Here is a 13,986-nt window from a genome sequence, read left to right on the forward strand (position 1 = left end):
AAGAACGGTTTCATCCAGTCTTCCTGCATGAAAGTTATAACCTATTTTGTCAAGGATCTTCAAACTAATTTCACGTTGTTTTTCCTTTGGAAATTTTTCAAATAGAAAATCCGTTTTTGGTTTATGTGGAGATTTTGAAATTTGTTTAACCAAAGGAACTATTTTATCTCTTAATTCACCAAATACTTGATCTAAAACGTTCATTGTGATGCCAGGTTCGTACATATCTAATAACACATCATATTTATTATCTTCATGACCCCAATAAGTGATAAACTTTTTTGTCATCGCGACAAGCTTTTCTAAGTAAGGACTAAATAAGGCAAAATCCGAATTTCCCTTCGCTTCCTCCCACACACTCTCTGCCTTTGACTGGAGAATCACAAATTCCTTGTATTCTTCAGCTGGGATTTTTTTATTTCTTTCATATTCTTTTTTACATTCTTCGAGGATTTTGTGTGTCTTTTCTGACAGTGATTGTTTTGATAAATTAGCTATGTATGCTGCCATCTCTTCAGAAGTAGACATTTTAAATACTTCGGACGATAACATCCCAATTACCTCGGACCGTTGTTCCACCCCTTGCTTCGGGGCCCCAGTTCTTAGATCCCAATAAACTAATCCAAGTGCTTCGTTGTAGGCAGACATCTTTTTCACATAATCTAGAAATTCTTTTTCTAATAGTTCATATTTCAATGCAATCCCCCCTTTTAATTCCCATTAAATTTTAACACATTATTCTGAAAAGTATGCAAAATACTGTTCTCAAGTGAGTAAAAAAAACAACAGTAAGAATATCTGTTGTTAAATAAATTTATAGGGAAAAGAGGATGTTAGATGGAAAATAACGAAATAAAGCACTACGAAATGGTTAAACAACTGGGATTGTTAAGAAGTCACTTTTTTCACCGATTACTTCTTAGCAATGGCTACTCTCCATGTTTCTGGACCTTCCTCAAGGTACTCCCAAGAGAATTGCTCAGGTCTTTCCATCATGAATTGATATAATAGTGGTCTAGGGTCATGGTCATTTACAATCATCATTGTCTCACCTGATGCTAAACCGTCAAATCCGCCAAAAATTGTTGGATGTTTTTCACGTGGTGGAAAATCTGGTACATTAATGACTTTTGCGTAAGTTTGCATTATTATCACTCCCATTAGTTTGTTAACTTCTTTTTTATTATAAGGAAACTTGGTCTAAAACTTAGTGAGGGGTATCACACCAATAAGATGATTTTGTTAATACAGGGGGTATGACCTATGAAGGAACTAATTGGAAAGTGTAAGTCCTGCAGTAAAGAAATTTATTGCTTAGATGGCTTCTTTAACGGTATCCATACCGAGGAGAAGGAGATTTATTGTTTTGAATGCCACGAAATATTGATTTTGAACAAAGAAAATCCGCAAAGCTGACCTTTGCGGATTTTTCTATTAATCTTCGTCAATTGAAAGATCTTTAACAGGAAGTTTTTCTCCTTCTTTGTGGGTTGGCTTCCGTAAATTAAAGATTGCTTTAATACAGAATAACAATAATACTACCACGCCGATTAAGAAAATGGTGTCAGGCACCGCACGCCATGTTAATAATGTTTCAACAATATCCTTTTGTAGGAATGATGCTGAACGAGAAGCAGCATAACCATGATTAAAGGCTTCTTTGATTTGGATGAAACCAACAGGAAGCAAGGATAGGAAAACCATTCCTGCAAGTCCAACGTTTAACATGATACAGCTAAATTTAATCCACTTATCATTCCAAGCCTCTGGTTTTACAATGTTTCTCAATGAGTAAAGTAATACAGCACATGCAAACATTCCGTACACACCCATCATGGATCCATGACCGTGAGCAGGTGTTAAGAATTGTCCGTGTTCAAAATAGCTGACTGCTGGTAAGTTAATTAAGAATCCTAGCACACCTGCGCCAACTAAGTTCCAAATAGCAACAGAGATTAAGAACCAGAACGTTCCTTTATAAGGGAAATCTACCCCACCCTCACGCATCATCTTATATTGCTCATATGCTTCAAGGATTAACAATGTTAACGGAATTACTTCTAATGCTGAGAATACTGCTCCAAGAGCCAGCCAAACTTCTGCTGAACCATTATAGTAGTAATGATGACCGATTCCAATTACCCCACTGCCTAAGAGCAGAATCAATTGGAAATAAAGTTGTCTTACTGTAGATTTTTTCGTTACAAGACCGAGTTGAACCAATAAGAAACCAATAACAACAACCGCAAAAACCTCAAAAATACCTTCTACCCATAAGTGAATAATCCACCAGCGCCAGTAATCTGCAAATGTGAAGCTTGTACCTGGGTTGATAAACAAGGCAAAGATATAGAATGCTGGCACCGCGATTGCTGAGTAGAATAATAGGTGAATTAGTCCGCCTTTATCATTCTCTCTCTTCAGACCAGCCCTGACACCTCTATAAACGATAAACAGCCAAATTAGCATACCGACAATCAAAATAAGCTGCCAGATACGTCCAAGCTCAATGTACTCCCAGCCAGTATGACCAAATAAGAACCAGTTGTTTCCTAAGTAGCCATTTGCACCTAGCCATTCTCCGACCATACTTCCGACAACAAGGACAACCAGTGCCCAGAATAAAATATCTACTAATAAACCCTGTTTCTTAGGCTCATAACCTCCAACTAGCGGCGCTACATATATTCCCATTCCAAGCCATGCAGTTGCGATCCAGAAGATAGCAAGCTGTAGGTGGTAACCTTTTGTAATATTAAATGGAAGAATATCGTAAATCCACTTCATACCAAAGAAACTATCAGGTTCGATATAATAGTGAGCTAGTAACGCCCCAAACATACACTGGACAAAGAATAATGCTGCCACAATGACGAAGTATTTTCCTGTTTTCACCTGAGAGCTCGTCACCGGCACTTTCCGTAAATCAATTCGTGGGAAATTACCTTCTTTATAGGCTTCCTGCATACCAAATTGATAACGGTAGAAAACAAATAGGATAACTCCAACCATTAATACAAATAATGTTATGCTTGCACCGCTCCACCAAATAGCAGAAAAGGATAATTGGTTTCCTGCGTCTTCATAGTAAGGCCAATTATTAGTATACGTAATTTTATCACCTTCACGGACTGTACTTGAAAGCCATGCAGTCCAGAAAAAAAAATCAGATATTTGGGTGATTTGATCCCCTTTTGCAACATAAGCTCGATCGTCTTTAGGCATATCCCCTTCTTTAATAAGGTTTGCCTTTAACCCCCAACCGTCGCCTTTAGTAAATATCTTTTTATAGTACTCTCTTACTTTTTCAAGTCCAAACGCTTGAGCATTTGTTAGTTTCATTGTATCGCTATTGCTATCATAACGATTTTTACGCATTTCTTTTATTACTTTATTTTTTATAACAGATTTTTGATCTTCATTTAATGAAGCATAATTTTTACCGAATTCATCATTTGCTTTAAAATCTTGCATTCCTTCAGTATAGAGCTTTAAAGCTTCCGCTGTATAATCGGGACCCATATAAGAACCGTGACCTAAAACGGTACCATAATCCATTAAACCGTACTTTTGAAAAACGGCCTGTCCGCCCATAATTGTATCTTTTGTAAATAAAACGTCACCCTTTTCATTGGTAACCTCTACAGGTCTTGGTGCCTGCTCCTTAAAGATCCAATAGCCACCTACTAGTAATACCGTGAAGCTCAGTAAAATGGTTATAACTAATATTGATTTAAGCATTGCATTTTTATTTGTCTTCACCACTTTTTTTGTTGGTGTTCCCCGTTGTATTTCCATTCCAAATTCACCTTTTCATATTTTGTCACAAATCGTATTGTAACTTTCACAAGACCGTCACACAGTGAAGTAACTCATCGTACTCCTGTGATATTTCCCACACCACAGTTCCGACTGAGAATTATTTTCATAAAAACTTGTTATCTATGACGGAGGTCACATAATTACAGTGAAAACACTGCTACAATTTAGTCAAACAGAATTACTAATACGAAGGTGATGTTAATGAAGCAAGAGGACATAGTAAAAAGATTATCTGAGGTCCCAATCTTCAAAGAATTATCGACAGAAGAATTAGAGCCCATCGTGAAGATTGCACAAACTCGTTTTTATAAACATAAGATGTATATTTTTATGCAGGACGATCCACTTGACCGAGTTTTCTTTATTCATAGTGGGAAAATAAAGATCTGCAAAACAGACCAATCAGGGAAAGAACAATTAATATCCGTGCTTGAACCTGGTGAAATGTTTCCACATGCAGGATTTTTCAGAAAAGGAAATTTCCCAGCTCATGCGGAAGTGATGGAAGATACAAATCTGATTGTTATTCCCATAGATAAGTTTGAAGAAATACTTATTTCCTATCCAGAGCTTTGCATCAAGTTATTCAAAGTATTAGGAGAAAAAATAGTAGATTTGCAGGGAAGATTAGAAGCACAAGTTCTCCATAACACTTTTGAACAAATAATTTTACTACTTATTAGGCTCTGTAAATCAAATGGCGAGATGGTTGGCGAGCGCTATAAGCTAACAACGCAGTTCACCAATCGCGAATTAGCCAATATGATTGGCACTTCAAGAGAAACTGTCAGTAGGACGATCAATCATGTGAAAAAGAAAGACTATGTTGCCATGGATGAGGATGGTTTTTATCTAATTGACAGGGAATCACTTCAGCGGGAATTATTCTATTAATTTAGCAGTCTTTGATTTATAAAATATAAGAGGAGTTGTAACTACGATGGAACAACGAATTATCGAACTTGATGTACGCGAGGATTTAAAGAATAAAATTGAACCCTTTCAAAAAATAATGGAGGCTATTAAGGAAGTAAAGGATAATGATATATTTATCCTTCATGCCCCCTTTAAACCAGTACCACTATTCGCGGTTTTAAAAGCAAAAGGCCTTATGCATGAAGAAGAAGAAATTGAGAGTAAACATTGGAAAGTAACTTTCACAAAGAAAGCTTAATGGAAGAAGGGGGGAATATTCATGATTTTGGATAATCGAGGTTTAGAACCGCCACAGCCAATGATGAGAACCTTAGCCGCCTTGGAAACCCTTGGGGAAAATGAGGTTTTGACAATAATTAATGACCGCAGGCCGATGTTCCTTTATGAGCAATTAGAAGAATTAGGCTATCAGCAGCGTACAGAAGAACAAAATGACGGAAGTTTTAAAATTGAAATCTTCAGGTAAGAGGTGAAAATGCCATGCTTCCTCAAAATATGGGAAGTGAAACGAATATTAAGCTTCCATTTTCATTTATCTTGTTTAGTTTAATTGCCTTGGTGTTTTCGCAAATTCTTCTTTTAGTAAATGGTCAATTGATGGCGGATGGGAGCTTTAGAATCCCAGTAATTTGGTCCTCAGCCCATTTATTAATTCTAGGCTGGGCATTAATGGCAGCAATGGGAGCGATGTATCAGCTTGTACCTGTTGCATTCCTAACTAAAATATGGAATGAAAGATTTGGTTTTATACAATTTTTTCTTACTGCGATCGGTATAACATCATTTTCAGCAATGTTATATTGGTCACCACAAAATGCAATGATTCCTGGTGTCCTTACTTTACTCGGCATCTTAATGTTTTTATTCCAAATGTTTATGACACTAAAAAAACAAGCAAAACCAACTATTCTTACTGCTTTCGTGGGTTCGTCCCTTGTTTGTTTATTTATTACAATTTCTTTAGGGATTACATTGATTTATTGCTTAAAAACAGGAATTGCCGGTGAATATTATCAATCGATCTTTAAAGCCCATTTATTAATGGGAGTTACTGGTTGGTTTCATTGTTAATTTTTGGATTTTCATATAAGATGGTGCCAATGTTTTCTCTATCTCATGGTTTTCCAATGATTCAAGCTAAGTATGTTTATGTTTTTTACCTTTCTGGTCTTGTCGTATCGCTGGTTTCCTTCTTTACTAATAACAATACCCTTTTGAAAATTGGTTTCTTGCTGCTTTTAATAGGATTTTCCATTTTCAGCTGGCATATTAGAATAATCATCAAAAAAAGATTGAAGAAAACATTAGATAAACCTTTTACGTTTGCACTAGTGGCTATTGGATTTGGAAATGTAATTCATTTTGCAGCTTTTATTATGCTTTGGAATCATGATGTTAACACTTTTACTGGCCCACTTATCTATGCCTATTTATTACTTTGGATTGTCTTAAGTATTGTTAGTTATTTATATAAAATAGTTCCATTCCTTTGGTGGACTTTCAAATACAGTAAGGAAATCGGGAAAAATAAGGTCCCTTCATTAAAAGAGATGATGAATGAAAAAATGGTTATACCGTTATTTTCTTTATTTATCGTCGCTATACTGTTAGTTTTTTGCGCTCTAGCTTTTCATATTGCTATTCTCTTTAATGTTGGACAGTCCGTACTTTCGATTGTTTTTATTATCATTGCAATTAATATCCTAAGCGTTTTAAAAAAATAGTGAGGTGTTTATGATGAATATAAAAGAAAAGATCCTAACTGAGTTAAAGAGTGTTTACGATCCTGAATTAAATATAAATGTCGTTGACCTAGGCTTAATTTATAATGTAGAGGTAACAGAAACCGCTGATGTTACTATTACCATGACGTTAACAACACCCGGCTGCCCACTCCATGACAGTATAACCAGCGGGGTACGTTATTGTGTGGAAGGAATGGAAGAAACTAAAAAAGTTGAAGTAAATCTTGTCTGGGAGCCGGCCTGGTCACCAGAAAAAATGACACCTGAAGGCCTACGATTATTAGGTAGATAAAATACAAAGCGGAAGAACCCTCAATAGGTCCTTCCGCTTTTGTTTATTCTTCATGATTATCAATCTTTAGCCTCTGTTGGCAATACTTCTTTAATTTTCTGTAAGACAATTGTGTCGATATCTTCATCAATTAAAATATGAACCGTTCCTTGATCCTTTTCACTCCTGATCAAGCGGCCAACGCCTTGACGTAAGCGGAGAAGCATATACGGCAAGTCAACTTCCGTAAATGGGTTATCTACACCGGCCTTTTTTGCGGTAAAGACAGGATCATTAGGTGGAAAAGGAAGTGAAAATATCAAGACATTTTCAAGTGATCTTCCCGGAATATCAAGACCTTCCCATAGATGAAGTGAACAAAGTATCGCATGTTCTTCATTCTGAAATTTAGAAACAAGTGTGCTTATTTCTTCATCGCCTTCAAAATAAACTGGATACGGTAATGCTCCTGATAGCTTTTTCTTTAGTTGAGCCAATTCCTCTTTATTATTTAATAGAACTAATGCGCGTCCCTCTGATTTGCGAATTTCCTCTAAAATATATTCTAATTTCCCTTCAATATCAGCATCTTTAAATTTTGGAAGGTAAAGCTCCATCCTATCATCATAATCAAAAGGAGATGTCACTGAAAAAGATAAGTAGTCATCAACCCCAATACTAGAAGCAATATAGTCGAACGACTTTTGATTTGCTAGCGTCGCAGATGAGAAAATAAACGGCTTTTTCTGAGTGAAAACTTCTTCCCGCATTACTTCCTCGACCATTTTAGGCATAATAACCAGTGTGCGTTCTCCCCCTTTTTCCTCGAACCAAGTGATTCCGTTTAATTCCTGAAGAAAAAGTGATAACGAATAGGTGATTTGCTCTAAATATTCCTCGACAATTTTCAGATCGTACTCATTAATGACATACAACTCACTTTCAAACACTAATTCCTCCTCTAATTCTTGTAGGGTTGAAAGTAACTTTCTGCATGTTTTTAATACTAATGGATGCTTCGTAATCATTTGTTTTTCAGAACCTTGTGAAAGAGAGGAGAATTGTGAAATCGCATCAAAAAATGCCTCGTTATCTAATAAAGCCTCATCAATCGTATACAAGGTCTTCTCACGTACTTCATTTTCCATTAACCTCGTGAGCAGGGTTTCTAATGTATAATCAGTAAACCGGTAGCTCAATGCTTTTTGCGCTGCATATTCAAGCAGGTGTCCTTCATCAAAAACAACGGAAGAATGCTCAGGTAAAAGAGGAAGCTGCCCTTCTCGCTTTCTTGATTCCTTTGTCCAGATATGCTCCATATAAAAATCATGGGAACAGATAATTAAATCCTCTGAATGTCGATAATAATCACGGTGCAATGTCAGCCCACAGCGATGACGCTTTTCACAAGAAAAACAATCTTGGACAGCATCCCAATTAAGTTCACTCCATTTTTCATCTGATAAAGCTGGATAATCTCTTCTGTCACCATATCTTTCAAATGTTTGCATGGAGCCAACAGAATGAACAAAATCAGGCAGTTTTTCATAAATATCTGAAATTTCATCTGAAAAATCAGTATTCCTGGTCAGATCTAGCTTTTTTAAACACAGGTATTGATCTCGCGATTTTGCCAAGCGGACATCGATATCTAGTCCAAGAATTTTCTCCAGCTTTGCGATATCTCCCTCTTTTTTAACCAACTGCTCAATTAAAGTCTCATCCGCACAAGCAATAACAGCCGGACGATTGGTATAACGTGCATACATAATCGCATAAAGCAAATATACAATGGTTTTCCCTGTTCCAACCCCTGCTTCTGCAAACATTACTTTTTTATCCTTGTAGGCATTTTCAAGTTGAAAAGCCATATATATTTGTTCATCTCTCAGTTCGAATCCGGCTTCAGGCAAAATATCATAAAATAAGTCACCAATCCATTCACCTAATTTATCATAAAAGGATTCAGTTTTTGCAATCTCAAATGGCATGCGTTTTTGCATAGTACCCTCCCCAAAAAACTTTCATGTGTTACCACAAACATAAGTATATTAATCGATTGATTATTCTAGATTCAGTTCATTTTGACGAGGAGGTTTCTTTCCCCAATATTGATAAAGGTCAGTACGAATAAAGCCATTAAAAAGCTTTCTCTTCCTAGTCGCTGGCTTTCCATAAAATTGTTCGAACTGTTCATTAGAAGTCAAGATATAAATTGACCATGTATCAAGCGCATTGAATGCTTCACCCATTTCTTTATACATGTGTTCGACCGCTTTTTTATCCCCTAGTCTTTCACCATAAGGTGGATTTCCGACTATGACACCGTACTGTTTATTGGTAGAAATATCTTTAACCTGCATTTGCTTGAAATGAATTAAGTCAGCAAATCCAGCTTCAAAGGCGTTTTCTTGGGCAATTTTCACCATTCTATGGTCGATATCAGTCCCTAATATGTCTAAGGGTTGATCATAATTTGCAAGGTCCTCTGCTTCATTTCTAGCGTCCTCCCAAACCTTTGCAGAAAACCAATTCCAACGCTCAGAAACAAATTCTCTGTTAAAACCCGGAGCGATATTTTGCCCAATCATTGCCGCTTCAATGGGAATTGTCCCCGAGCCGCAGAAAGGATCCATAAAAGGACGGTCTGCCTTCCAATTGGTGAGTAAGACAAGTGCAGCAGCAAGTGTTTCCTTTAGTGGTGCCTCCCCCTGATCGAGACGATAGCCTCGTTTATGAAGCCCTTGACCACTAGTGTCAATGGTGATCGTAGCAACATCTTTTAATAGTGCCACTTCGATGCGAAAATAAGCACCGGTTTCCTCAAACCAGGTACTTCGTTTATAATGTTGTTTCATTCGTTCTACCACTGCTTTTTTAACAATTGCCTGGCAATCAGAAACACTAAAGAGCTTTGACTTTACAGATTTACCGACCACAGGAAATTCCGCGTCTTCAGGTAAGAATTTTTCCCACGGGAGTGCCTTGGTTTTCTCGAATAATTCATCAAAGGTATATGCCTTAAATTCTCCGACCTTGATCTTAATTCTGTCCGCTGTTCGGAGCCATAAATTACTGCGGGCTATCGCATATTCATCACCAGTGTAGGTGACTTTGCCATTTTCAACTTCACAGTCATATCCTAATGATCGTACTTCTTTCGCAACTAAAGCTTCAAGTCCCATTGCCGCCGTAGCTATTAATTGATAATTTCCCATTTTTTCACCCTTAATTCATTTGTATGTATGTTTATGTTTAATAAAAATAATCTTAATTCGCTTTCATTATTGACAAAAAGTCGACAACGAATGCAATATGTCTAGTAATAATAAAAAGCTCTCCTTATCAGGAGAGCCATTTAATATCCAGCATACTTTCCCATTAATAACGTTCTGTAAGCCATGTTCTGTACCAGTGTACTACAAACGACACGGGTGTGTCTCGTACTTAGGTGGTAATCATCTATCTACAGGCTCAGAATTGAACCTGTCCTTCTCCTTGTTCAATTCCTCAGAGAAAGTGCCCCTACCATTATTTGGGTTTCTCGCTCGTGGGGTTTACCCGTTCCACCCTTTCCATTTCTGGAAAGGCTACGTCACTGTGGCACTTTTATAGGTATTCATACCATATCCCCAAAAGGACTTAGGTATTTTCCCGGCCGTCAACTGGATGCTAGCCCCAGCTGCCCTAGCTTATGAATTCGCTAGGCACGAACACTACGAGCATCTCAGCTCGTGCGAGCATGGACTTTCCTCTGTAAGAATGCAAATGCTTCTTACAGCGATTACCCGAACGTTATTAATGAATACAATTTATTATATGTATTTCACGCTGGTAATTCAATGGTTATTATTAGGAAATTTTAATACATTCCTGTTAATCGTAGAGCTTGTTACCAAAAACATGTTTTTCAAGATTGGATAATCGTTTCAAGATATCAAAATTTGTGGTACCCGCAGGTTGTGCTGCCGGCTGCCTTTTTGAAGTTTCTTCAAGCTGTTTCCGAAGCCGAAGATTTTCCTGTTGTAGATCCTCAACCTCCTGATGAAATGTTCCATAATCTTTAATGATTAAATCCAAAAACTTATCAACATCTTCTTGTTTATAGCCGCGTACACCAGTCTTAAACTCTTTTTCTAAAATATCCTTAGCTGTTAATTTCACTTTATCTGACAGCATTCTATTCACCTCAGTATTCGCCAATCACTACCTATTATTTTTTCAAAAATATGTAGTTTTGTCAATTTTCATTTGTTTTGCTAAATTTTTGATTTGATAAATCATTTCAATATATGGATTTGTACTTAAAAAAATGACTAATAAGGTTAAAAGTCAGCGAGTTTCATTTGTTCTTCCTCGACAATTATCTGCAAATCATAAAATGTAATCAGCTCAATCGGATAAAGATGTTTTTTTTGGTACTCAAGAGCCATTTCATATAGATATTTTGGGCTCCCATCCCTTTCCTGATCGTAAAGGAGGAGGAGTCCCTCACTTTTTTCTACAAAAAATTGATTTTTCAGCCTAAATTGCCACGGCTTTTCATATCCCTTTTTTGTAACAGAATCAATGAAATCAGCTTGTGCAAGGACTGACTCATACCATTCCTGATTATTTTCCTTCCAAGACGCTTGCTGATCTAAAAAAGGCGTTATTACTGCTAGTTTTAGATCTGGAAATTCCAATTGTAGTTCAAATACAACCTCAGCAGCCCACAGTTCCACACCTAATTGTCCACTTATCAGCACCCACTCTAATCCTTCGTCTATCATTGGAATAAGTGATTTTTTAATAGCAGCCTTGAGAAATAATACCGATGGATGGTCATTTTTAAAAATTCCTAATTCATAGGGTTTATAACCTGAAATGGCCAGAACTTTCATAATGAATGTTCTCCTCACCAAGAAATTTTTTTAAAATGGACAAACATTTGAATGAAACAAGCATATCATATTAGTAAATAAAAATTAAAAAACAAGGGCTAAAAAGCCCCTGTAAAAGACATTACTTCAATTAACGTCTAGGACCCATGAATGGTCCTGGTGCAAAGCCTGGGCCTCCTGGTCCAAAGCCTGGGCCTCCTGGTCCAAAGCCTGGGCCTCCTGGTCCAAAGCCTGGGCCCCCTGGTCCAAAACCTGGGCCTCCTGGTCCAAAACCTGGGCCTCCTGGTCCAAAACCTGGGCCTCCTGGTCCAAAACCTGGGCCTCCTGGTCCAAAGCCTGGGCCTCCCATTCCTGGTGGTACATTTGGTAAAGCATTAGCTGCTGGCATTGCTACTGGCATTGCAGCAGGTGCACATGGGTTACAGCAGTTAATTTGCTGATTGCATACCTCTTCAGCGCAAGAAGCAGTTTGCGGACAGTAATGTTTATGTTGATACAAATGGTGATTCACCGTGGTTGTGTGGACAGGGTGAATATGGGGAACCACTGTCGTTGAAAACGTATGGTTCACAATTTGTTTAGTCGGATGAATGACTGGCGGCATAAAATTAGTTCCAAGATACATATAATAGTCTCCCTTCAATTATTTGTTTACATTACAGCCTATGTTGAAGGGATTACTCTTGTACTAATGAAAATACCTATTTTTTTGGTTTAATACGTTCATTGCTATGTTTTCAATATTTATATATGTTCAGATATGCCTAGTTTTGCTCAAAAAAGGGCTGCCCACCCTAGACATATGTTTCATCTATAAAAAAGAATAAAAGCTATCTTTTAAACTCGTAAAAATAACTGCAGTCAAACAAACGACAATAAAAAATAAGAATAAAATCGCTTTATACATGTTACCAGCTCCAAATTTTTTGTTAGTCGTTTTTTTCTCAATCTAATTTCAAATTTTACCTCTTTCAACTATGATAAACAATATGGAAATGCTGGTTTTTTAAATTAATTTTCACCGATTTTGTGGCAATTAGATGAACTTTACAAAAAACAATAGTCAGACAGGTTATTTTGCATTTTTTCGCTCTAACCGGCTTAAACGAAATTTAAGTTTTTCTAAGCTTTTTTGATCTGTAATTTTAGGTGGTTTTTCAAATTGGGATACGATCATAATCGCCTTTTGACAATAATCCAACGCAAGTTGATAATCTTTTAGCCTATGTTCATGGATCTTGGTTAGCTCCAGGCATGCATCTAACATCATTGGTTTATCACCCGAATCAACAACATCCGAAAACAATTTCCGTGCTCTTTCCCAGTCGCGTTCTTTTTTGTGTTGTATAGCTAAAGCATGCTTTGCTTGATAGGAAGTAAAATCACTTCCATTTGCAAGCTTGGTCAAAACTTTTTCTGCTTCATTTTGTTCTCCTAATGAAGCAAACCAGCGCCCTACCTCAAAGGACTCGGGTCTGGTTTGAGAAGTATCTGTTCCACATAGTTGAAAGGTTATATGTGTATACAAGGTAACAAGCGATAAAATATCAATTTCATTATGTTTTAGAATACCAAGCATTCCATCAGGCTGTTTACTATCAATAAACTCAAAGTAAATCATCGGGGCCAAAAAGCCCGGAATATCATCTACCCTTTCTACCCCAAGGACCTCTTTCTCCACAACAGCTAACTTTAAACGGTCTAATTTATGCTTCCATAGCCTTCTAGCCGCATGAAATAAATCGAAATGCCCAAACTGCGGCAGCTTTGGCACATGTTCTCTTACGAGCGTATGCCTTGTTTTTACCTGCGGCCAATCAAATGACTTACCATTATAGGTAACCAGCGTTTTATAATTCACATTTTCTAGAAAGCTTTGATATAAAGGGACCTCTGCCCCCGGATTCGGTAAAATATGTTGTCTTAAGATAAGGGAATCACCAGAAATGCTCGCATAGCCGAGTAAAAAAATCGTGTTTCCGACCCCACCGCCAAGTCCAGTCGTTTCAGTATCAAAAAAGAATAATTCTTCCGATTGATGCCCTTCTGCTGATAAAGGATGATTTACGGGCTGTTTGTTCCATATATCTACTGCGGTTAGAAAATCACGAAAACAGTAATGACCATGCTGATATGAGAGTGGATATTTCACTTCTCTGATTAAACAGTAATTTTGATCCATAAAATACGGAAAAACGTTTTCCTGCTCCCATTGTTCCTTGAAAGGAACCTCAATGTTAACCGCTAAAGGAGGAGTACTAATTTTTTCAGATTGAACGCCAACAGAAAGATGTGGTTTTAAACGATTTAATTTATTTTTTAACGACAT

General features: G+C 37.1%; 15 protein-coding genes, 1 other RNA gene and 1 pseudogene. 7 read left to right on the plus strand and 10 right to left on the minus strand.

Features of this window, described 5'->3' with window-relative positions:
* Positions 1–696: pseudogene (locus J7E63_RS04605) on the minus strand (carboxypeptidase M32); the annotation flags it as partial.
* Positions 697–912: 216 nt separating this feature from the next.
* Complete coding sequence (locus J7E63_RS04610) at positions 913–1,146, minus strand: DUF2249 domain-containing protein (RefSeq protein WP_215010457.1); 234 nt, start codon at positions 1,144–1,146, stop codon at positions 913–915.
* Between the two features lie 117 nt (positions 1,147–1,263).
* Here J7E63_RS04610 and J7E63_RS04615 point away from each other — a divergent pair, with 117 nt between their 5' ends.
* Positions 1,264–1,416 (plus strand): hypothetical protein, encoded by a 153-nt coding sequence (locus J7E63_RS04615; RefSeq protein ID WP_168244870.1) that lies wholly within the window; start codon positions 1,264–1,266, stop codon positions 1,414–1,416.
* Positions 1,417–1,434: 18 nt separating this feature from the next.
* Here J7E63_RS04615 and J7E63_RS04620 read toward each other — a convergent pair whose 3' ends face one another.
* Entirely contained in the window at positions 1,435–3,798 is a 2,364-nt protein-coding gene (locus J7E63_RS04620) for a nitric-oxide reductase large subunit (RefSeq protein ID WP_215010458.1), read from the minus strand.
* Between the two features lie 225 nt (positions 3,799–4,023).
* On the opposite strand from J7E63_RS04620, the gene J7E63_RS04625 reads away from it, so the two are divergent.
* The 6 genes from J7E63_RS04625 to J7E63_RS04645 are packed head-to-tail and all read left to right on the plus strand — an operon-like array spanning position 4,024 to position 6,795.
* On the plus strand, positions 4,024–4,716 hold the full coding sequence (locus tag J7E63_RS04625; RefSeq protein ID WP_215010459.1) for a Crp/Fnr family transcriptional regulator: 693 nt from the start codon (positions 4,024–4,026) through the stop codon (positions 4,714–4,716).
* Positions 4,717–4,762: 46 nt separating this feature from the next.
* On the plus strand, positions 4,763–4,996 hold the full coding sequence (locus J7E63_RS04630) for a DUF2249 domain-containing protein (protein ID WP_215010460.1): 234 nt from the start codon (positions 4,763–4,765) through the stop codon (positions 4,994–4,996).
* Positions 4,997–5,017: 21 nt separating this feature from the next.
* Positions 5,018–5,224, plus strand: coding sequence for a DUF2249 domain-containing protein (locus tag J7E63_RS04635; RefSeq protein ID WP_215010461.1), 207 nt, complete (start codon positions 5,018–5,020; stop codon positions 5,222–5,224).
* A 14-nt stretch (positions 5,225–5,238) separates the two neighbouring features.
* Entirely contained in the window at positions 5,239–5,829 is a 591-nt protein-coding gene (locus J7E63_RS30305) for a hypothetical protein (protein ID WP_308161910.1), read from the plus strand.
* On the plus strand, positions 5,814–6,482 hold the full coding sequence (locus tag J7E63_RS30310; RefSeq protein WP_308161911.1) for a hypothetical protein: 669 nt from the start codon (positions 5,814–5,816) through the stop codon (positions 6,480–6,482). Before J7E63_RS30305 ends, J7E63_RS30310 begins: the two co-directional genes overlap by 16 nt.
* A 13-nt stretch (positions 6,483–6,495) precedes the next feature.
* Positions 6,496–6,795 carry a metal-sulfur cluster assembly factor gene (locus J7E63_RS04645; RefSeq protein WP_215010543.1) on the plus strand — a complete coding sequence of 100 codons (300 nt, stop codon included), beginning with the start codon at positions 6,496–6,498 and terminating at the stop codon, positions 6,793–6,795.
* 59 nt (positions 6,796–6,854) lie between these two features.
* Here the strand turns inward: J7E63_RS04645 and J7E63_RS04650 are convergent, their stop codons facing one another.
* The 7 genes from J7E63_RS04650 to J7E63_RS04680 form a co-directional block, all read right to left on the minus strand.
* Positions 6,855–8,777: an ATP-dependent DNA helicase gene (locus J7E63_RS04650; RefSeq protein ID WP_215010462.1), complete on the minus strand. Its 1,923-nt coding sequence runs from the start codon at positions 8,775–8,777 to the stop codon at positions 6,855–6,857.
* A gap of 60 nt (positions 8,778–8,837) precedes the next feature.
* Positions 8,838–9,992: a THUMP domain-containing class I SAM-dependent RNA methyltransferase gene (locus tag J7E63_RS04655; protein ID WP_214997605.1), complete on the minus strand. Its 1,155-nt coding sequence runs from the start codon at positions 9,990–9,992 to the stop codon at positions 8,838–8,840.
* Between the two features lie 172 nt (positions 9,993–10,164).
* Positions 10,165–10,570, minus strand: an RNA gene (gene rnpB, locus J7E63_RS04660) — RNase P RNA component class B.
* Between the two features lie 80 nt (positions 10,571–10,650).
* Positions 10,651–10,953 (minus strand): cell division regulator GpsB, encoded by a 303-nt coding sequence (gene gpsB, locus J7E63_RS04665; RefSeq protein ID WP_066257064.1) that lies wholly within the window; start codon positions 10,951–10,953, stop codon positions 10,651–10,653.
* A gap of 146 nt (positions 10,954–11,099) precedes the next feature.
* Entirely contained in the window at positions 11,100–11,657 is a 558-nt protein-coding gene (locus tag J7E63_RS04670) for an SLOG family protein (protein ID WP_215010463.1), read from the minus strand.
* 130 nt (positions 11,658–11,787) lie between these two features.
* Entirely contained in the window at positions 11,788–12,282 is a 495-nt protein-coding gene (locus tag J7E63_RS04675; protein WP_215010464.1) for a CotD family spore coat protein, read from the minus strand.
* A 447-nt stretch (positions 12,283–12,729) separates the two neighbouring features.
* The gene (locus J7E63_RS04680; RefSeq protein ID WP_215010465.1) at positions 12,730–13,986 is read right to left on the minus strand and encodes a ribonuclease H-like domain-containing protein; all 1,257 of its coding nucleotides are present in this window, start codon (positions 13,984–13,986) and stop codon (positions 12,730–12,732) included.

Source organism: Bacillus sp. ISL-75 (assembly GCF_018613095.1).